The 18,772-nt window shown below is 70.5% G+C and carries 21 protein-coding genes and 1 tRNA gene; 14 read left to right on the top strand and 8 right to left on the bottom strand.

What is annotated here, in order from left to right; genetic code table 11:
- Nucleotides 1–43 precede the first annotated feature (43 nt).
- On the bottom strand, nucleotides 44–451 hold the full coding sequence (locus FHS42_RS07290) for an NUDIX hydrolase (RefSeq protein WP_184570676.1): 408 nt from the start codon (nucleotides 449–451) through the stop codon (nucleotides 44–46).
- A 110-nt stretch (nucleotides 452–561) separates the two neighbouring features.
- Between FHS42_RS07290 and FHS42_RS07285 the strand changes: the two genes are divergently transcribed.
- From FHS42_RS07285 to FHS42_RS07235, 11 genes are all read left to right on the top strand, one after another.
- The gene (locus FHS42_RS07285; protein ID WP_184570020.1) at nucleotides 562–1,350 is read left to right on the top strand and encodes a GntR family transcriptional regulator; all 789 of its coding nucleotides are present in this window, start codon (nucleotides 562–564) and stop codon (nucleotides 1,348–1,350) included.
- Between the two features lie 182 nt (nucleotides 1,351–1,532).
- Complete coding sequence (locus tag FHS42_RS07280; RefSeq protein WP_184570018.1) at nucleotides 1,533–1,886, top strand: SCO3933 family regulatory protein; 354 nt, start codon at nucleotides 1,533–1,535, stop codon at nucleotides 1,884–1,886.
- 5 nt (nucleotides 1,887–1,891) lie between these two features.
- A complete protein-coding gene (locus FHS42_RS07275) occupies nucleotides 1,892–3,268 on the top strand; it encodes an FtsK/SpoIIIE domain-containing protein (RefSeq protein WP_184570016.1) in 1,377 nt (458 codons plus the stop codon).
- Nucleotides 3,269–3,353: 85 nt separating this feature from the next.
- A complete protein-coding gene (locus FHS42_RS07270) occupies nucleotides 3,354–4,001 on the top strand; it encodes a DUF2637 domain-containing protein (RefSeq protein WP_184570014.1) in 648 nt (215 codons plus the stop codon).
- A gap of 15 nt (nucleotides 4,002–4,016) precedes the next feature.
- Nucleotides 4,017–4,199: a hypothetical protein gene (locus FHS42_RS07265; protein ID WP_184570012.1), complete on the top strand. Its 183-nt coding sequence runs from the start codon at nucleotides 4,017–4,019 to the stop codon at nucleotides 4,197–4,199.
- Nucleotides 4,196–4,387: a mobile element transfer protein gene (locus FHS42_RS07260; protein WP_184570674.1), complete on the top strand. Its 192-nt coding sequence runs from the start codon at nucleotides 4,196–4,198 to the stop codon at nucleotides 4,385–4,387. Before FHS42_RS07265 ends, FHS42_RS07260 begins: the two co-directional genes overlap by 4 nt.
- Nucleotides 4,388–4,411: 24 nt before the next feature.
- Nucleotides 4,412–4,606: a hypothetical protein gene (locus tag FHS42_RS07255; protein WP_184570010.1), complete on the top strand. Its 195-nt coding sequence runs from the start codon at nucleotides 4,412–4,414 to the stop codon at nucleotides 4,604–4,606.
- Between the two features lie 24 nt (nucleotides 4,607–4,630).
- Nucleotides 4,631–4,927 (top strand): hypothetical protein, encoded by a 297-nt coding sequence (locus FHS42_RS07250; protein ID WP_184570008.1) that lies wholly within the window; start codon nucleotides 4,631–4,633, stop codon nucleotides 4,925–4,927.
- 169 nt (nucleotides 4,928–5,096) lie between these two features.
- Nucleotides 5,097–6,401 (top strand): replication initiator, encoded by a 1,305-nt coding sequence (locus FHS42_RS07245; protein ID WP_184570673.1) that lies wholly within the window; start codon nucleotides 5,097–5,099, stop codon nucleotides 6,399–6,401.
- On the top strand, nucleotides 6,394–6,573 hold the full coding sequence (locus FHS42_RS07240; protein WP_184570006.1) for a helix-turn-helix domain-containing protein: 180 nt from the start codon (nucleotides 6,394–6,396) through the stop codon (nucleotides 6,571–6,573). The genes FHS42_RS07245 and FHS42_RS07240 overlap by 8 nt, the downstream gene beginning before the upstream one ends.
- Nucleotides 6,573–7,736, top strand: coding sequence for a tyrosine-type recombinase/integrase (locus FHS42_RS07235; protein ID WP_184570004.1), 1,164 nt, complete (start codon nucleotides 6,573–6,575; stop codon nucleotides 7,734–7,736). The genes FHS42_RS07240 and FHS42_RS07235 overlap by 1 nt, the downstream gene beginning before the upstream one ends.
- 103 nt (nucleotides 7,737–7,839) lie before the next feature.
- Here FHS42_RS07235 and FHS42_RS07230 read toward each other — a convergent pair.
- Nucleotides 7,840–7,912, bottom strand: a tRNA-Thr gene (locus tag FHS42_RS07230).
- Between the two features lie 423 nt (nucleotides 7,913–8,335).
- Between FHS42_RS07230 and FHS42_RS07225 the strand changes: the two genes are divergently transcribed.
- From FHS42_RS07225 to FHS42_RS07215, 3 genes are all read left to right on the top strand, one after another.
- Nucleotides 8,336–9,472, top strand: a complete 1,137-nt coding sequence (locus FHS42_RS07225) for an ABC transporter ATP-binding protein (RefSeq protein WP_184570002.1) — start codon at nucleotides 8,336–8,338, stop codon at nucleotides 9,470–9,472.
- A 484-nt stretch (nucleotides 9,473–9,956) separates the two neighbouring features.
- On the top strand, nucleotides 9,957–10,376 hold the full coding sequence (locus FHS42_RS07220; RefSeq protein WP_184570000.1) for a hypothetical protein: 420 nt from the start codon (nucleotides 9,957–9,959) through the stop codon (nucleotides 10,374–10,376).
- A 549-nt stretch (nucleotides 10,377–10,925) separates the two neighbouring features.
- Nucleotides 10,926–11,708 carry a nucleotidyltransferase family protein gene (locus tag FHS42_RS07215; RefSeq protein ID WP_312866765.1) on the top strand — a complete coding sequence of 261 codons (783 nt, stop codon included), beginning with the start codon at nucleotides 10,926–10,928 and terminating at the stop codon, nucleotides 11,706–11,708.
- Nucleotides 11,709–11,847: 139 nt separating this feature from the next.
- Here FHS42_RS07215 and FHS42_RS07210 read toward each other — a convergent pair whose 3' ends face one another.
- The 6 genes from FHS42_RS07210 to ispD all read right to left on the bottom strand — a co-directional run bounded on the left by FHS42_RS07210 (nucleotide 11,848) and on the right by ispD (nucleotide 18,651).
- A complete protein-coding gene (locus FHS42_RS07210) occupies nucleotides 11,848–13,653 on the bottom strand; it encodes a DoxX family protein (RefSeq protein ID WP_376772539.1) in 1,806 nt (601 codons plus the stop codon).
- Nucleotides 13,654–14,078: 425 nt separating this feature from the next.
- Complete coding sequence (gene rlmB / locus FHS42_RS07205; RefSeq protein ID WP_184569996.1) at nucleotides 14,079–15,032, bottom strand: 23S rRNA (guanosine(2251)-2'-O)-methyltransferase RlmB; 954 nt, start codon at nucleotides 15,030–15,032, stop codon at nucleotides 14,079–14,081.
- 132 nt (nucleotides 15,033–15,164) lie between these two features.
- Entirely contained in the window at nucleotides 15,165–16,559 is a 1,395-nt protein-coding gene (gene cysS / locus FHS42_RS07200; RefSeq protein WP_184569994.1) for a cysteine--tRNA ligase, read from the bottom strand.
- Nucleotides 16,560–16,704: 145 nt separating this feature from the next.
- A complete protein-coding gene (locus tag FHS42_RS07195; RefSeq protein ID WP_184570669.1) occupies nucleotides 16,705–17,109 on the bottom strand; it encodes a PPOX class F420-dependent oxidoreductase in 405 nt (134 codons plus the stop codon).
- A 284-nt stretch (nucleotides 17,110–17,393) separates the two neighbouring features.
- On the bottom strand, nucleotides 17,394–17,882 hold the full coding sequence (gene ispF, locus FHS42_RS07190) for a 2-C-methyl-D-erythritol 2,4-cyclodiphosphate synthase (RefSeq protein WP_184569992.1): 489 nt from the start codon (nucleotides 17,880–17,882) through the stop codon (nucleotides 17,394–17,396).
- On the bottom strand, nucleotides 17,872–18,651 hold the full coding sequence (gene ispD / locus FHS42_RS07185; protein WP_184569990.1) for a 2-C-methyl-D-erythritol 4-phosphate cytidylyltransferase: 780 nt from the start codon (nucleotides 18,649–18,651) through the stop codon (nucleotides 17,872–17,874). The genes ispF and ispD overlap by 11 nt, the downstream gene beginning before the upstream one ends.
- Between the last annotated feature and the right edge of the window lie 121 nt (nucleotides 18,652–18,772).

Genomic DNA, 18,772 nt, shown 5'->3' with positions numbered 1-18,772 from the left:
AGTTCCTCCATGCTGGTGGGCGGCCATATGCGGTGGGTTCGTGCTAGATGAGTCGTATGCCGTCGTGGGCGCGGACGGCTGGCGGGGAAGCGTTGTCGAGTGCGTCAAGGACGCGGATCGCGTACGCCTCGTCAGCCAGCTCGGCTACCTCTTCGCGGGTGGCCCAGCGCAGGGCTCGGGTCTCCGCTCCGGTGGTCGGAGCGCCGTCGATCGCCTCGCACCGGAAGACCAGAGAAACGATCAGTCCGGTCATGTTCTTGTAGATGCCGGTCAAGGTCGCCGGGAGTGCGATCTTGATGCCGGTCTCTTCGAGGACTTCGCGTTGCAGTGCGTCGGAGATCGTTTCTTCGCGTTCGAGCACGCCGCCGGGCGGTTCCCACTTACCGTTGTCCCGCCGCTTGATCAGCAGGGCGCGACTCGCGTCGTCCACGATGACTCCGGCGACGCTCACGGAGTGCGGGCGCTCAAGGCTCACGTTGCTCTGCCCTCTCGGCTGACTAGGCTCTCCACCGTAGCAACACGGGTCAGCCGCTCGTCTAGATACCTAAAGGAGTACGCATCATGCCTCCTCTCGCCTCGGGCCTTCTGGGCGCGCTGGACCCGACCAGTGACCGCGCGGTCTTCCGGCAGATCGCCGACCAGCTTCGCGAAGCCATCGACAAGGGCCGTTTCCGGGAGGGCGACAAGCTGCCTTCGGAAACGGAGCTGGTGGAACACTTCGGCGTCTCGCGGATGACTGTCCGCAACGCCCTTTCCCTGCTCCAGCAAGAAGGGCTGGCCGTGTCCGAGCACGGCAAGGGCGTCTACGTCCGGCCTCGGCCCCCGGTGCGGCGGCTGGCTTCCGACCGGTTCGCCCGGCGCCACCGTGACCAGGGCAAATCGGCGTTCACGGTGGAGGCGGAAGCCGCGGGCAGTCGCCCAGAGGTGGACGGCCTGGAGGTGAAGGAGGAACGCCCCTCACCCGACATCTCCGCCCGGCTCGGCTCGCCCCGCAAGGTGTTGGCCCGCCGTCGGCGGTATCTGCTCGATGGCCGGCCGGTGGAGTTCGCCACCTCCTATCTGCCGCTGGACCTGGCCCGTAACACTCCCATCGCTCAGCCGAACCCCGGCCCTGGCGGCATCTATGCCCGCCTGGAGGAGATGGGCCATCGCCTGGACCACTTCGACGAGGAGATCCGCGCCCGCATGCCCACCCCGGCCGAGGTGCGCACCCTCCGGCTGGCCTCCGGCGTCCCGGTGATTCACCTGGTGCGGACCGCGTACGACGTCGATGGGCGAGCGGTGGAGGTGTGCGACACCGTGATGGCGGCGGACGCCTACGTCCTGGCCTACCAACTGCCCGCCACCTGACGCCCCGTGGCGGCCTCGCCCGCCCCTTCTGACTCGTACACCCAATCACGCATACTCGTATAGACGAGTGGGTAAGTCGTGTGGCACAGTGGTTCGCGGGCCCGGCATTCGCCGGCTCAAAACCGCCACTCATCTAGACAACTAGATGCCCGCGATTGCGTGCGAGACAGAGGAGAAACCAGGTGCGTTCCATTCGAGTCGAGACGTCCGGTGCCACGATCTTGCTGACCGAGGCACCGGAACCGAAGGTGAAGGATCGGCAGACCGGTGAGATCGCCAAGGACGCGGTCAGCGGTGAGGCGCTGGTGAAGCTCGGCGTGGTCTACATCGCGGGCGGGGAGTCGTCCCTGGTGCAGGTCACCGTGCCGGAGAGCGGGGTCACGGATGGGCTGGCGCTCGGTGCGCCCGTGACGCTGATCGGGCTGGTCGCCCGGCCGTGGGAGAGCGTGTTCAACGGGCAGCAGCGGCACGGGATCGCCTTCAGGGCCGACGCCATCGCCCCCGCCGCCGCCCTGAGCACGCACGAGGCGGCCTGAGTCCCATGGCTGACGTGACGACGCTGATGGAGGTGGGCGGACCGGTGGCCGCGACGGTAGGCGGCGCCGCCTACCTCCGGGCCAAGCACCCGGCCGCGTACTGGTCCACGCTCGGCCTGCCGCTCTCCGCCGCCCGAGTGATGAGCACATACGGATCAGTCATGGACGCCTGCGGGCTGGCCGTACCGCCATCGCGGCTGCGTGCCTGGGCCACGCACACGCTCACCCGCCGCGAGGTGCGGCCTGTCCCGCCCCGGCGGGGCATGCTCCACCCGTCCACGACCGGTTTACGGTTGCGGCTGCGCCTGGCACCGGGCCAGGAACCGGCGGACGTCGCCGCCTCCGCCGAACGGCTGCGCCACGCCTGGGGCGTGCACGCCGTCTACGTCTCCACGCTCAAGCCGGGCGTGGTGGAGTTGCGGCTGGTCGGCTACGACGTACTGCGCAAGGTCCGCATGCCGCGCGAGGTTGACGACGGCTTGCTGTCGGTGCCGGTGGCGTTGCGGGAGGACGCGACGCCCTTCGTACGGGACTACCGGGCCGTTCCGCACGGGCTCACGCTCGGCGCGACGCTGTCGGGCAAGTCGATGTTCCTGCGCCATCTGATATCCGGCCTGGCCCGGCAACCGGTCGCGCTGGTCGGCATCGACTGCAAGCGCGGCGTTGAGCTGGCCCCGTTCGCCCCGCGTCTGTCCGCGCTGGCCACCGACCCGGCACAGGCTGGCGACTTGCTGCCCGCGCTGATCAACCTGATGGAGGACCGCTACGACCTGATCAAGGCCCGGCAGAGCATCGCCCCCACCACCCCGGATGAGGAGATCACCTCCGATGTGTGGGGCCTGCCGGAGGAGGAGCGGCCCGTTCCGGTGGTGCTGCTGGTGGACGAGGTGGCGGAACTCTTCCTCGTCGCCTCCCGCAAGGACGAGGAACGCCGGGACGAGATGGTCACCCAGCTCATCCGCCTCGCCCAACTCGGCCGCGCGGCGGGCATCTACCTGGAGGTGTGCGGGCAGCGCTTCGGCGCCGAGCTGGGCAAGGGCGCGACGATGCTGCGGGCCCAGTTGACCGGCCGCGTCTGCCACCGCGTCAACGACGAAGCCTCGGCCAAGATGGCGCTGGGCGACATCGCCCCCGAAGCGGTCGGCGCGGCCTGCTCCATCGCCCCCGACATGCCGGGCCTGGCCGTCGCCGGAGACACCTCCGGCGGCTGGACCCGCATCCGCACGCCCTATCTCTCCCTCGCGAAAGCCGCCGCCACCTGCCGCGACTTCGCCCACCTGGCGCCCGACCTGCCCGCGCTCAAAGCCTCCCGGCCGCATATCGCCGCACCGCCCGCGAGTACTCCGGTACCGCTGCTCAAGCCGCGCCCCGCCGCCGACTGATCCACACCCGCTGCCGGTTGGCGTAACCGCTCCGTACGCCACCTCCCTACCCCCGCCATGCCCGCATCCCGGAAGGAGACTGCCCGTGCGAGCTCACCTGGCGCGGATTGACGCGGTGCTCGTGCAAGCGGTCATCGCCGCCGCGCTGTCCTTCGCCCACCTGCACGACCTCGCCTCGGCGGCCGGTCAACACGGGTGGAAAGCCTGGGCCTACCCCGTCTCCGTGGACCTGCTCTTGGTAGCGGCCTGGCGACGCCTGCGTACGGGCTCGGGCCCGGCCAAGACAGCGGGCTGGTGCTGGTTCCTCATCGCCCTGGCCGCATCACTGGGCGCCAACATCGCCACCGCCGGCCTCCTCGACCTCGGCGACGTACCGGCCTGGCTCCGCATCCTCGTCGCCGGGTGGCCCGCCGTCGCCTTCCTCGGCGGAACGCTGCTGGCCCACACCACCGCACAACCCGCGGTGGCCGAACCCTCTGCACGAGCCGAACCCGCAGCCGTCCCCACGGACACCGAACCGGTGGCCGAACCATCGTCGCCAGCCCTCGCCCCGCCCCCGGTCGCCGACCCGTTGCCCGCGCCCCGCGTCCCCGCCGCGCTGGTCACCCACGCCCGCAAGCTCGCCGACGATCACCTCGCCCGTACCGGATCACCCATCGACCCCGACACCCTGCGCGCCCGTCTCGGCGTCCCCGCGCCCCTGGCCGACGCCATCGCCGCTCACCTCACCTGAAGGGACACCCGAACCATGACCGGACACCACCTCACCACCGCCGAACTCCTCAACGGCGCCCGCGAGATGGCCGACTCCGGCCGCCCGGCCCTGGCCCGGCTCCTCGCCGAGGAGGCAGCCGACCACACCGCCAACCCCACCGAGGCGGCCCGCATCCTCCGCCACTTCCCCGGCCCGACCCCGCGTCAGGAGAACTGACCATGCCCCGCCGCTTCCGCAACGTCACCCGCATCGGCCCCGTACGCGTCGGCACCGCCTACGACCAGCGCGGCCGAGAAAAGCACACCGTGGCCTGCACCGCCCCGCGCTGCGACTTCTGCGCCGACTACGACAGCCGCGCCGCCGCCGAACTCGCCGCCCGCACCCACCGCTGCCCCATCCGCTGAAAGTCCCGCTGAAAGGTTCCGCCCGTGACCGTCAGCTTGCCCCTGGTCTTCATCCTCGGAGTCATCGTCTGGGCCGCGATCAAATTCCTGGGCGTCCGCCTCTGGGTCGCCGTCGTCATCGCCCTGTTCGGCTTCTGGCTCTCCAAGACCATGCTCGCCCCCTCCATCGAGGACGGCACGCGCTCCGGCGTGGATGTCGTCAACGGCACACATGACTAGACGAGTAGCTGAGAGGTGATCTCCATGTTCCGTCCGAAGTACCCGCAGCCTCCCGCGTCGCCCACCTCGTACGCGATCGACCACGCAACCCGACGCGACCGCGCCCCGGCCTGCTCCTGCCAGCAACCCGCCCCGCCCTCACCGGCCCGCCGCATCGCACCCTCACTCAGCGTCGGCGCCGGAACGGTCGCCGCCGTGGTGACCATCGGCATCGTGCTGACCGCGCTGCTGGCCGCCGTCGCCATCGCGGCCGTGTCCGTGGCCCTGGCCGCCGTCGTCATCCGCACCCTGCTCACCGGCCAGCACCACCGCCACCGCTGAGCCCCAACCAACTCCCACGACTGCCGGGGCGGCCTCGATACCGCCAAGCATCCGCCGCCCCGGCAACCAACCCCCCTCACGACCGAAGCCACAAGAGGAGACAGCCATCATCACCCGCACCACCCCACCACCGCTGCCAGAACTCAGCCACCTGGCCGCCCACGGCACCCTGCCCGCCCTACTCCGCCAACTCTCCAGCCTCGGCGGCTGCACCCACCCCATCCGCCTCGACGGCCACCGCACCGAACACCACCTCAACACCACAACCGGCGAGATAGGCAACGTCCTCCGCCACCTCCACTCCGCCGACCTGCCCGCCGGCCACCTCCTGACCCGCTGCAACAACCGCCGCACCACCCGCTGCCCCACCTGCGCCGAGACCTACCGCCGCGACACCTTCCACCTGATCACCGCAGGACTACGCGGCGGCAAGGGCACCCCCGACACCGTCGCCACCCACCCCCGCGTCTTCGCCACCTTCACCGCCCCCGGCTTCGGCCCCGTCCACAACCGTCCCAAAGGCCCGGCAGGCACCACCCGTCCCTGCCGCTGCGGCACCCGCCACGACCAGGACGACGCCCAACTAGGCGCCCCACTCGACCCGGACCGCTACGACTACGAAGCCGCGATCCTGTGGAACGCGCACGCCGGGCCCCTGTGGCGGCGCTTCTCCATCTACCTGCGCCGCGAGATCGCCAAGCGCGCCGCGCTCACCCAACGCGCCCTGCGCCACCACGCCCGACTGTCCTTCGCCAAGGTCGCCGAGTACCAAAAGCGCGGCGCCGTCCACTTCCACGCCGTCATCCGCCTCGACGGTCCCACCGGCGGCCACACCCCACCCCCACCCTGGGCAACCGTCGAGCTGCTCACCGACGCCATCCACGCCGCTGCCACCAAGGCACGCGTCACCGGCCCGACCGTCAACGGCCGCGAACACACCTTCGCCTTCGGCGACCAGCTCGACGTACGGCCCATCCACGGCCCGGACTTCGACGGCGGCACGGCCCTCACGGACCGCGCGGTCGCCGCGTACATCGCCAAATACGCCACCAAGGGCGCCGAGACAGCGACGGGCACTCTCGACCGACCGCTGAGGTTCCTCGCCGAACTCGCCCGACACAACCTCAGCCCCCACACCGAACGCCTGATCCGCACCGCCTGGGCCCTCGACGCCCGCAAGGACCTCGAACACCTCCGCCTGCGCGCCTGGGCCCACATGCTCGGCTTCCGCGGCCACTTCTCCACCAAGTCCCGCCACTACTCCACCACCCTCACAGCCCTCCGCGACACCCGCACCGCCTGGCGCCGCGCCCAAGCCCAACCCCACCCACCGGCCCCCGACAACGACGAACACACCACCCTCGTCCTCGCCCACTGGACCTACGCCGGAACCGGCCTCACCCCCACCGAGGAATGGTTAACCACCACCCTCGCCCCCGCCCCCGGAACGGAAGGAGAGCCCACCCATGGCTGACGAACTGCTGACCATCCCGGAGGTCATGGCACGGCTCCGGCTCGGTCGCTCCACCGTCTACGACCTGATCCGCTCGCGGCGCCTGCCCTCGCTCACCATCGGCCGCGCCCGCCGCGTCCCCGCCCGAGCGCTGCGCGACTTCATCGACCACCAGATCGGGAAGGCCGCCTGATGCCACCCCAGCGCAAGCGCAACCCCAACGGCGCGGGCACCATCACCAAGCGCAAGGACGGCCGCTACCAGGCCGCCGTCTACGTCCCCCAACCGGACGGCACTCGCGCCCGAAAGTTCGCCTACGGCAAGACCTGGGCCGAATGCGACGCCAAGCGCCGCGCACTGCTCGACAAGGCCGCCAACGGCATCCCCGTACCCACCCGGTCCGCCAAGCTCGCCGAATGGCTGCCGTACTGGCTGGATCACGTCATCAGGCCCAACCGCAAGCGCTCCACGTACAGCAAGTACGCCATGCACGTCCGGCTGTACCTGGTGCCCCTACTCGGGGCCAAGCGGCTGGAGACTCTAGGGCCGCGACAGGTCCGCACGTTCCTGGCCGAGGTGACCCGCAGGAGGAGCGCGGCGACGGCCAAGGAAGCCCATCGCGTCCTCCGGACCGCGCTCACCTCGGCCTGCCGGGAAGAACTCGTCACGCGCAATGTCGCAGCTCTCGTGGAGGCACCGAAAGTGATCAGCCGGGACCTGACGCCGTGGACGCTGGACGAGACGCTGACGTTCCTCGAAGCCGCCCGCCGCGACCCGCTGTACGCGGCGTTCGTGCTCGCCATCGCCATGGGTCTGCGGCGTGGTGAGGTACTGGGGCTGCGCTGGTCGGACGTGGACCTGGACCAGCGGTTCATCCGGGTCAGCAACCAGGTGCAGCGCATCGGCGGCGAGCTGCACCAGGGCACCACCAAGACAGGGAAGGCCCGCCCGGTGCCGCTGCCGCTCATCTGCCTGGCCGCCCTGCGCTGGCACCGGTTGCGGCAGGCCGCCGACGCGGCGAAGTACGGCCGGAAGCCGGACCCGGCCGGGCTGGTCTTCACCACGCGTACGGGTCGCCCGGTGGAGCCCCGCAACCTCAACCGTTCGTTCTCCCGGCTCACCGCCACCGCCGGCCTCCGCCCGATCCGGCTGCACGACGCCCGGCACGGGTGCGCGACCCTGCTCACCGCCGCCGGGGTGGCGCCCCGCGTGCTGATGGAAATCCTTGGCCACAGCCAGATCAGCATGACCATGGACGTGTACACGCACGTCACACAGGACACGCAGCGCGAGGCCATCAACCACATGGACCGGCTGTTGAAGCGCCGCCCCGGTCGCCCTGACGACCACGCCTGACCAGGGCCGTTCACCCGCGTTGATGTCAATCGTGGATGTCAACGCACGTCAAACGCCCCGGACCAACCCAGGTCCGGGGCGTTTCGCGCTGGTCAGCGCACAGAGCCGACTGTCGGATTCGAACCGACGACCTTCGCTTTACAAGAGCGGTGCTCTACCAACTGAGCTAAGTCGGCGCGTCTCCAGAAGTGTACCCGCGCCCGAGACGTGACCCGATCGAATATCCCTTGCCCAGAACGCCCCGGGCCCGCACGCCCCAGAGTCCGAACTTCCGGAGCCCCCACCCCGGAGCGAGAACGCCCGCGACCCGCACGCCCCGGGCACGCGCCCCCGAGCCCGCGCCCCGTAGCCCGAACCCCCCGCCACCCCAAACCCGCCACCGCCCCGCGCTCCTCCGTAAGCCGCACCCGGCCAAGCGCGCGCCGCCTCCATGATTTCGCAGGACGGCGGCTACTGACACGGAGCCCCTGGCCAGGTACCGTCACGGCAAGTCTGGTCAGTGGACTAGACCCCTTCCCCGCCTCATCGGTGTGCGGAAGGTTCGGCTCACCTTTACTCGGATCGTCCGGCACGTTCCTGCCGGTGAAGGGAAACGCACCATGGCTACGGTCACGTACGACAAGGCAACGCGGGTCTACCCGGGGCAGGACAAGCCCGCCGTCGATCAGTTGGACGTCGCGATCGAGGACGGCGAGTTCCTCGTCCTCGTCGGGCCCTCCGGCTGCGGCAAGTCCACCTCGCTGCGGATGCTCGCGGGTCTTGAGGACGTCAACGGCGGTGCCATCCGCATCGGCGAGCGCGACGTCACCCACCTTCCGCCGAAGGACCGGGACATCGCCATGGTGTTCCAGAACTACGCGCTCTACCCGCACATGTCCGTCGCCGACAACATGGGCTTCGCCCTCAAGATCGCCGGCGTCAACAAGAGCGAGATCCGGCAGAAGGTCGAGGACGCGGCGAAGATCCTGGACCTCACCGAGTACCTGGGCCGCAAGCCCAAGGCCCTCTCCGGTGGTCAGCGCCAGCGTGTCGCAATGGGTCGAGCGATCGTACGTGAGCCGCAGGTCTTCCTCATGGACGAGCCGCTCTCCAACCTCGACGCCAAGCTCCGCGTCCAGACCCGTACCCAGATCGCGAGCCTTCAGCGCCGTCTCGGAATCACCACCGTCTACGTCACCCACGACCAGGTCGAGGCCATGACCATGGGCGACCGGGTGGCGGTGCTCAAGGACGGACTGCTCCAGCAGGTGGACTCTCCGCGCAACATGTACGACCGTCCGGTCAACCTCTTCGTCGCGGGCTTCATCGGCTCCCCCGCCATGAACCTGATCGAGGTCCCGATCACCGACGGCGGCGTCAAGTTCGGCAACAGCGTCGTCCCCGTCAGCCGCGCGGCCCTCGCGATCGCCGCCGACAAGGGTGACACGACCGTCACCGTTGGCGTCCGCCCGGAGCACTTCGACGTCGTGGAACAGAACAGCGCCGCCGCCAAGACCCTCACCAAGGCCACCAGCGACGCGCCGGCCGGCCTGCCGGTCACGGTCAACGTCGTCGAGGAACTCGGCGCCGACGGCTACGTCTACGGCTCCGCCGACGTCGGTGGCTCCGTCAAGGACCTGGTCGTACGCGTCAACGGCCGCCAGGTGCCGGAGAAGGGTTCCCTGGTCCACGTCATCCCGCGCGCGGGCGAGACCCACGTCTTCGCCACCTCCACCGGCGAGCGCCTCACCAACTAGCCCGCCCCAAGGCCGCACTCGGCCCGACCGGCCGCTCTCCTCACCGCGCAAAGCCTGGCCCGGCCCCGCAGCCTTCCCGGCCCCGCACGTGGTCACTGCACGTGGTCACCGCACCATGACGTACGGGGCAGCTCGTACGGGGACATCTCGTACGACATGTCCCCGTACGGCGGATTCTCGTACGGGATCGGGTTCTCGTACGGGAGCAGCCTCAGACGGCGCGGGAGCCCGCGAGGGCACAGGAGCCACAGACGGCACGGGAGCTACGGGAGACACAGGAGACACGGGCACGCCGACGTCTGAACCCGACGCGCCGCGCATCCGCCGCACCATGGATGCGCGGCGTCGTCACGTGAAATACCCTGACATACCGGGCATTTCGAGCCGTGTACGTCAACACCTAAACCGAATGCAGGCGCCATACCATCCCTCAACAGGGTGACTAAATGTCGCCAAATCATCACCCCTCGCTACGATCGCGGGCATGAACCAGGCCGCCCGCCGTATCGGCAGAACTCTCGCCTTCGTCCTTCCCGTCGTTCTCATCCTCTCCGGCTCCCTCGCGGTGACCGCCGTCCCGTGGGCCGGGAACAAGTCCGACGGCTCGGTGCTCACCGCCTCGTCCGGAGACGCCTCCACCCGTGCCAGCCACCGCGCCCCGCATGAGGTGCTGCGCGATCAACTGCTGGCCGAGCTCCAGGAGAAGGACCCCAACGTCGCCCTGACCCATCTCCAGGAGGCGACCACCGAACGGCCCTCGCTCGCCCGGCACTGCGCGTCCATCGCCCGAGCGCTCGGCCGCGCCGCTGTCACCAAGTACGGCGGCGCCGCCCACCGCGCGCACGCCTTCTCCCGGCCTGTCTGCGACACCTCTTTCGCGTCCGGCGTCGCCCACGCCAACTGAGGTCCGGCATCTGGTCGGCGTCCGCGTCGGCCAGCACTTATCGTGCGGACCATGACCGAAGACCCCGCCCACCCCACAACACCTGCCCACCCCACAACACCTGCCCACCTCACGACACCTGCTCGCCCCACGACACCTGCTCACCCCACAACACCTGCTCACCCCACGACATCCTCTGCACCCTCCGCGCCATCCCGCCCATCCCGTTCGTCCAACCCATCCCGTTCCTCTTCCGCGTCCACTGACCTTGCACCGGGCGCAACCCTCGCCGTACCCGCCGCTGGCCACGGGCCGTTGGCGCCGCTCCCAGGCCACGGCCCGTCAGCACCGTTGCCCGCGGCGCGTAGCGTGCCCGCGTCAGCAGTTATCTCCGCTTGCGCTGCGCCGGCCGCTTCAGCTCGCGCCTCCGCGGGCCCACCCACGTCCGGGTCTTGGCCCGCTTCCGGGGCCGCGTCTGGTGCTGCGCCCAGCACGGGGCGGCCCGGTGCGGCGCCCAGCAGTACGTCCCAGGCCGCTCCCGCTTCCTCTGCGAGCGCGACCTACGGGAACGTGGCCGCGCCGTCGTCCGAGCGCCGTCCGCGCCCCGCCGCGGACTTCATCGCTCCCACCCAAGCCGTCGTCCTCGCCGGCGGCCAGGGCTCACGGCTGCGTCCGTACACCGACGACCGCCCCAAGCCGATGGTCGAAATCCCCGGCACCGGCACCCCGATCATCGGCCACCAGCTCGCCTGGCTGGCCACCGAGGGCGTCACCGACGCCGTCGTCTCCTGTGGCCACCTCGCCGAGGTGCTCCAGTCCTGGCTGGCCAGCGCGGATCTCCCGCTACGCGTCACCACGGTCGTCGAGAGCGAACCCCTGGGCCGGGGCGGTGGCCTGAAGTACGCCGCCGCTTCCCTCCCCCACCCCGATCAACCCTGGTACGCGACCAACGGCGACATCTGGACTCGGTTCTCGCTGCGCGAGATGGCGGGCCTGCACCATGAGCGCGACGCGGCGGCCACGCTCGCCCTGGCCAGGCCGCGCATCCCCTGGGGTGCGGTGGAGACCGACGAGTTCGGCCATGTGCTCGACTTCATCGAGGCACCGCCGTCGCCGTATCTCATCAACGCCGGCGTCTACGTGTTCTCCGCCGACTTCGCCGACCTGCTGCCGGACCGTGGCGACCACGAGCGCACCACCTTCCCCCGTCTCGCCCGAGAGCGCCGCCTCGCCGGCTATCCGCTCCCACACGGCGCGTACTGGCGGGCCATCGACACCGCCAAGGACCTCACCGAGGCCGCAAAGGAACTCGCCACAGGCGGCGGGACCACCGGGACCACCGGGACCAGCTGACGGAAGAGAGCCACGGCCCGCAGCCCACCGTTGCCGCCCCGCCCCTTCTCAGCGAGCCAGTGGCCCAGGAGAGCCAAGGAGACAGGGGAGCCAGCGGGGCAGCAGATCGGGAGGCGCGGCAGAGCGCCGAGCGCCCCGCTCAGCCGAACAGGCCGCCCAGCGCACCCTCGCGTACCGTATTGCCGCCCGTGCCGCCGCCGCTGGTCTCGCTCTCGCTTTCGCTGTCGCTTTCGGGCGGCGGGGCCTGCCGCTGTTGCTGTGGTGCCGACTGCGGTGGCTGCTGCGGTGCCTGCGGGGCGGTCTGTACCCCCGAGGTCTGGCTGCTGCTCTGACCGCCGCTGACCTGGCCCTGTTGTTGTGTCTGGGGCTGGCTGGGGCCTGCGTCCATGCTTCCGGGTGGCGCTTCCTGCCCGGTGGCGCCCGGTGTGCTCCCAGCGCTGGGAGCCGAGGTGGGCGGATCGGGGACCCGGTCGTCCACGGACGGCGAACCGGTTCGGCCGCTCTCCGGGGCCCGCGTATCCGGTCGTGCGCTCTCGCCGGAGGTGCCCGGCAACCGCTCGCCCGGCAGATGGTTGATCGGCGGGTCGCTGGGGCCAGGCACCCGCACGGTGTCGGAGGAGCGCACGGCCCCGCCCAGCATCGAGCCAACCAGCAACGTCAGGCCGATGATCACCGACGCCAGCACCGAGCCCCGGCGCAACACCCGGCGCCGCAGGTCGCGAACCCCGACCCGGGGCCCGAGCCGCCGCCACGCCTCTCCTGCCAGCCGGGCATCCATCGAGTAGACCGGTGCTCCGGCGATGATCAGCGGGCTCCAAGCGGCCAGGTAGATGATGTCGGGCGCGTCGTACGCTGGTACGGTCCGCCAACTCACCGTCACCAGCAGCGCGGCCGACAACAGCGCCCCGAACGCCGCCGCGACCCGCTGCCAGAGCCCGCATACGGTGAGGACACCGACCACGACCTGAAGAAACGCAATGGTCAGCCCGGCGCCTACCGGGTGCTCAAGTGCGAAGTTCCGCAACGGCGATGCCACGGCCCACGGGTGCAGTGACTGTAGCCAGATCACCATGGACCCGCGCTTGCCGCCGTCGAAGTACACCGGGTCGCAGAGCTTGCCCATGCCCGCGTAGATCGAGATGAAGCCAAGGAAGACGCGCAGCGGGAGCAGCACGACGCCTAGGTTCATCCGGCGCCCGGGGTAGTACGCGTGCCGTACGGAGTCGGTGTTACGGCGCTTGCGCGGCTGTTCGGCCTCGTCGGTACGGTACGCCGCCCGGACCGTATCCGGGTCGGTGTCCTGTTCATCGACCGCGGGGTAGCCGGCGGTCGGCCAGTGTGTGCCGTCGCCATCGGCCCGGCCAGTGCCGTCGCCGAATGCGCCCATGGTGCCCATCACAGTGGTGTGTTCGCCGGTGTCGCTGCCGTCGCCCGGCCCTTCGACAGCCGAGCCGCCCTCGGACCAGCCGTGCGTGTACCGCGGGCCGCCGGGCGGGGCCTCGCCCGTGCCGTGCGGCGTGCGCGGCCCGATGACCAGGGCTTGCGTGGCGGATTGAGCGTCTTGGGCGGTGATACGCGGCAGTACCTGAGTGGCGCCCGCATCACCGCCGGAACCGCTGCCCGGCCCGTCGTGCCCGGGGCGGGCCACCGCTCCGCCCGCGGTGCGTACCGTGCCGGCCGCACTGGCCGCGGCCGTAGCGGCCAGGCTGGCCTCGGATTGCCGTACGGCCTGGAGGAGTTGGGCCGCGCCATCGCCCGGACTCGTACGCCCGCTCCACACCACCGGGGGGCGACGCCGACCGCCGCGGGCCTCTGGACCTGCACCAGCTCCGGCGAGCACGGGGATCTGCGCCGTCTCCGCTAGTGCCCTGCTCCTGACGGGGGTGGCGAGCTGCACGCGGAAACTCGCGTGCGCGGCGGTGACCTGTGCGGGGTCGCTCAGCACCTTCGCCATGTTCAGGCGCGGCTCGTCGTCAAATCCCGGTGAGCGTCCCCCCGGAGGTGTGCGGGGTGTTCTGGTGTCCACGCTCATCTAACCGAGTGACCCGCGGTTAAGACACTGCCTTGACTGCGCCGGACTGTCCGAGGCCCGTCAAGCCATGATCTCCAACTCCCGCTAGCCCACATGGCCGCAGCTCAGCGGCGTGCCGGGCACTGCCGTACCCCGACGCTGACGCCCTGTGTACGGCCACGCCAACGCCCTCTGGACGGCCAACGGGCCGGCTCGGTACGGCGATGCCCTACGGGCGTCGGCTGCCTACTGACTGGCAGGTGGCGGCCGGCCGCCCCGCCCCGTATCAGGAAAGGAGTCAGCCGCGCCACCCCGTACCGGGCCAAGATGCAGGGCCCGCCCAATGCGCCTGGTCAAGCTCAGGCGCGGCGCCGGGCCGCCTCGTACAGGACCACGCCCGCTGCGACACCGGCGTTCAGCGACTCCGCGCCGCCCGGCATGGCGATGCGTACCCGCATGTCACAGGTCTCGCTCACCAGTCGCGACAGGCCCTTGCCCTCGCTGCCGATGACGATGACGACCGGGCCGTCCAGCGCCTGTACGTCCCCGAGCTCCGCCTCGCCATCCGCGGCCAGGCCAATGACCGTGATGCCGGCCTTTTGGTAGCCCTCCAGCGCGCGCGTCAAATTGGTGGCGCGGGCGACCGGCGTACGCGCGGCCGTGCCCGCCGAGGTCTTCCACGCCCCCGCGGTCATCCCCGCCGCGCGCCGCTCGGGCACTACCACACCGTGCCCGCCGAAGGCGCAGACGGAGCGGACGACGGCGCCGAGGTTACGCGGGTCGGTGACTCCGTCGAGGGCGACGATCAGCGGGTCCTGGCCCGCGTCGAAGGCCGCGCCGGCCAGGTCCTCGGGGTGCGCGTAGTCGTACGGCGGTACTTGGAGCACCAGGCCCTGGTGGTTGAGTCCGTTCGTCATGCGGTCGAGCTCGGGGCGCGGCGCCTCCATCAGGTTGATGCCGCCGCGCTCGGCCGCGAGCTGGAGCGCCTCGCGCACCCGCTCGTCGTTGTCGATGAACTGCTGCACGTACAGCGTGTTCGCTGGCACGCCCTCGCGCAGCGCCTCGGCAACCGGATTGCGGCCGACGACCAACTCGTTGGTGCCCTTGGGGCCGCCGCGGCGCGGCGCGGGCCGCTTGGCCGCTTGGCGCGTCTTGGCGTTGGCGACGCGCTGCTTGGCGTGCCCCTTACGCATCTCGGCGGGCGGCGTCGGGCCCCTGCCTTCCAGGCTCCGGCGCCGCTTGCCGCCGCTGCCGACGACGGCACCCTTCTTGTTGGCGGTACGGCGGTTCCTGCGCTGGCTGTTACCGGCCATGGGTCACCTGTCTCTTACTGCTCACTGCTCAGCCCATACTGCTTAGCAAAAAAGTCCATACTACGGAAAGTGTGCCGCCCGGCGCGCCGGGCGGCACCATGAGCGATTGCGGGGTGGGCGCTCCACTCCAGGTCAGCGGGGTCCCAGCTCCCAGCGCGGACCGGCCGGCGTGTCCTCAATCACCAGTCCGGACTGCTGCAGCTGGTCTCTGATGGCGTCCGCCGTCCCGTAATCCTTACGGGCGCGCGCCGCCTGCCGCTGCTCCAGTACGAGGCGTACCAGCGAGTCCACCACCCCATGCAGGTCATCACCGCGCTCGCCGTCGTCGCACCAGTGCTCGTCCAGCGGGTCAAGGCCCAGCACCCCCAGCATGGCCCGCACCTCGGCCAGCCGGGCGACCGCCGACTCCTTGTCGTCGGCCGTCAGCGCGGAGTTTCCCTGTCGGACGGTGGTGTGGATGATCGCGAGTGCCTGCGGGACACCGAGGTCGTCATCCAACGCCTCGGCGAAGGCGAGCGGCACCTCGGTGGCGGGCTCGACCGGTCCGGCCTTCTCCACCACGCGCTGAACGAAGCCCTCGATCCGCGCGAACGCGGACTCGGCCTCGCGCAGTGCCTCCTCGCTGTACTCGATCATCGACCGGTAGTGCGGGGTGCCCAGGTAGTAGCGGAGCACGATCGGGCGCCAGCGCTTGACCATCTCGGACACGAGCACCGAGTTGCCGAGCGACTTGCTCATCTTCTCGCCGCTCATGGTCACCCAGGCGTTGTGCGCCCAGTACGCGGCGAAGTCATCGCCGTACGCCACGGCCTGCGCGATCTCGTTCTCGTGGTGCGGGAAGATTAGGTCGATGCCGCCGCCGTGAATGTCGAAGTGGCTGCCCAGGTACTTGTGGGCCATGGCCGAGCACTCCAGGTGCCAGCCGGGCCGGCCTCGGCCCCACGGCGTCTCCCAGCTCGGCTCGCCTGGCTTGGCCGCCTTCCACATCGCGAAGTCGCGGCCGTCTCGCTTGCCATCGCCCGCGTCGCCCGCGTTCGGCACATTGTCCAACTCCTGGTTGGACAGCCGCAGATACCCGGCGAGGGACCGTACGTCGAAGTAGACGTTGCCCTCCACGGCGTAGGCGTGGCCGCGCTCGATGAGGCCGCGCATCATCTCGATCATCTCCGGGATGTGCCCGGTGGCGCGCGGCTCGTAGGTGGGCGGCAGGCAGCCGAGTGCCTCGTACGCATCGTTGAACGCACGCTCGTTGCGATAGCCGATGGACCACCACGGCTCGCCGCTGTCGGCGGCCTTCACGAGGATCTTGTCGTCGATGTCGGTGACGTTGCGCACGAACGTCACCTCATAGCCGCGGTAGCTGAACCAACGGCGCATGATGTCGAAGTTGAGCCCCGACCTGATGTGCCCAATGTGCGGTGCGGCCTGCACGGTTGCACCACAGAGGTAGATCGAGACACAGCCCGGTGTAAGCGGGGTGAAGTCACGTGTCTGCCGGGCGCTGGTGTCGTACAGGCGAATGGTCACGCTCCAAGGGTAGTCGGAACAGGGTGGTGCACCGCGACCCCGCGGACAGCAGGGAAACACAAGCGTGACACTCAGCCCACGCCGGTCGCCTCGGGACCAGCGTCAATAACGTTTCTGGCGCGCGGAAAAAGGCGCCGCTGACTGCTCAGACCCCGCCGACGACCTTCCGGGGTGTCACGCGAATGACAACTCGCTCGTTGTCCTCCCCCGCACGCGGGTTGAACTCCGCATAGTCCTTGCCTGTGTACTTACGCGACAACTCGTCGATCAGCTCCTGGGCGCCCTCGGTGGTGACGGTCGCGGTGCCGCGGATCTCCGCGTAGGTGTACGGCGCGTCCGCCGGGTTGACCAGCACCGTCACGCGCGGGTCAGCAGCCAGGTTCTTCTCCTTGCGGCGGCCGACCGCGGTGGAGATCAGCAGGTCGTCGCCGTCCCGCTTGACCCAGACGACCGAGAGCTGCGGGCTCCCATCAGGCTGGATGGTCGCGATGGTTACGAAGACTGGAGTGTCGAGGAGACGCTTGAGGTCATCGGAGAGCGCGGCTGACACGTCGGGTCCTTCCGTCACGGCGATCACTGGCAGCTAGCGGCAGTTGATCAAGGGGCTAACACGTTCCTCGATGAGTACCCAACGCCCGCACCCCGACGCGCATTCCCCGCGCGCCCATGGCCCTTGCGGAGCAGCGCGCTCCATGCGTACGCCACGGGATGTTCCCGGCCCCGTGGGCTTACGCCGCCAAGGCCCCGGGCCCACGCAGGAGCGGCCGAAGGCGGGCCAGGGGGCCGAGGCAAGGCCGAGCACAGGAGCCGGGGCCGGGGGCACGTCCGTAGAGGTCAGTGGCGGACGACGAGGGCCGTCGCGATCGCCGTAATACCCTCGCCGCGGCCGGGGAAGCCAAGGCCGTCCGTAGTGGCCCCGGAGACCGAGACCGGTGCGCCGGCCGCGGCCGAGAGCACCTTCTGGGCCTCGTCCCGGCGCTTGCCGATCTTCGGACGCGGGCCGATCACCTGGACGGCGACGTTGCCGATGGTGAAGCCCGCCGCGCGGACGATCCGGGCGGCCTCGGTGAGCAGGGTCAGTCCTGCCGCACCGGCCCACTCGGGGCGGCCGGTGCCGAAGTGGGCGCCAAGGTCACCGAGCCCGGCCGCGGAGAAGAGCGCGTTGCACGCCGCGTGGGCGACGACGTCCGCGTCGGAGTGGCCCGCCAGCCCGGAACCCTCGCCCTCCCAGAGCAGGCCCGCGCACCACAGTTCGCGGCCCTCTTCGAAGGCGTGGGTGTCGCTGCCGATGCCGACCTGGGGCAGCACCATGTCAGAAGCCATCGTTGGCCCTCCTGCGCGCGAGTACCGCCTCGGCCAGGACCATATCCAGCGGTCGGGTCACCTTGAACGCCTCCTCGTGCCCCAGGACCACGACGACGCTTCGGCCCATGCGCTCGACCATGCCCGCGTCGTCGGTGGCGCCCTCACCCTCAAGGGCGATCCGCTCATGGGCCTCGACGAGCGTGGCCCGGTCGAAGCCTTGCGGGGTCTGCACCGCACGCAGCTTGGCCCGCTCCGGAGTGCCGACGACCGGTTCCGGCTCGCCGCCGGTGCGCGGCTCGACCTGCTTGACGGTGTCCGCGAGCGGCAGCGCCGGTACGACGGCGGGCGCCCCGCCTCGTACGACGGCGGCCACCGTGTCCACGACATCCACCGGTACCAGCGGGCGGGCCGCGTCGTGGACGAGTACGACGGTGATGTCATCGGGCAGCGCGACGAGGCCGAGCCGCACGGACTCCTGGCGCGTCTCACCACCAGGGACGACCAGGACCTCTGTCTTGTCCGCCACGGTTCCGGCCAGCGGATACGTGTCGAGTAGTCGGCGAACCTCGGCGGCACCGTCCGAGGGGGCGACCACGACGACGAGCGAGACGGCCCGGGAGGCAGCCATCGCACGCACGGCGTGGACCAGCATGGGAGTGCCGTTCAGGGCGCGCAGCGCCTTGGGAGCGCCGGGGCCAAGCCTGACCCCGCGGCCGGCCGCGGGAATGACGGCTGCGGTGCGCACAGGGCGCTCACCGGGGGGTTCGGCGCGGTCTGATGCGGACATTGCGATGGCGTTCAGGTTTGCTTCCTCGGCCGAGTTGGGTATGGCCAGAGCGTGCCGGGCGCGATGGCCCGATCAGCCCCTTCCGTGACGACTGGTCGAGCCAGTGCCCGAGCCCGGCACA

It is taken from the genome of Streptomyces zagrosensis (assembly GCF_014203645.1).
Lineage (GTDB): Bacteria > Actinomycetota > Actinomycetes > Streptomycetales > Streptomycetaceae > Streptomyces > Streptomyces zagrosensis.
Note: the sequence above shows the minus strand (reverse complement) of the source record. Positions and strands in the feature narration are given on the sequence as shown.

Coding starts and splice junctions, on each gene's coding strand:
- FHS42_RS07225 (WP_184570002.1), top strand. CDS start 8,336: ATGGCTACGGTCACGTACGACAAGGCAACGCGGGTCTACCCGGGGCAG.
- FHS42_RS07220 (WP_184570000.1), top strand. CDS start 9,957: ATGAACCAGGCCGCCCGCCGTATCGGCAGAACTCTCGCCTTCGTCCTT.
- FHS42_RS07235 (WP_184570004.1), top strand. CDS start 6,573: ATGCCACCCCAGCGCAAGCGCAACCCCAACGGCGCGGGCACCATCACC.
- ispD (WP_184569990.1), bottom strand. CDS start 18,651: ATGTCCGCATCAGACCGCGCCGAACCCCCCGGTGAGCGCCCTGTGCGC.
- rlmB (WP_184569996.1), bottom strand. CDS start 15,032: ATGGCCGGTAACAGCCAGCGCAGGAACCGCCGTACCGCCAACAAGAAG.
- FHS42_RS07240 (WP_184570006.1), top strand. CDS start 6,394: ATGGCTGACGAACTGCTGACCATCCCGGAGGTCATGGCACGGCTCCGG.
- ispF (WP_184569992.1), bottom strand. CDS start 17,882: ATGGCTTCTGACATGGTGCTGCCCCAGGTCGGCATCGGCAGCGACACC.
- FHS42_RS07285 (WP_184570020.1), top strand. CDS start 562: ATGCCTCCTCTCGCCTCGGGCCTTCTGGGCGCGCTGGACCCGACCAGT.
- FHS42_RS07250 (WP_184570008.1), top strand. CDS start 4,631: ATGTTCCGTCCGAAGTACCCGCAGCCTCCCGCGTCGCCCACCTCGTAC.
- FHS42_RS07265 (WP_184570012.1), top strand. CDS start 4,017: ATGACCGGACACCACCTCACCACCGCCGAACTCCTCAACGGCGCCCGC.
- FHS42_RS07275 (WP_184570016.1), top strand. CDS start 1,892: ATGGCTGACGTGACGACGCTGATGGAGGTGGGCGGACCGGTGGCCGCG.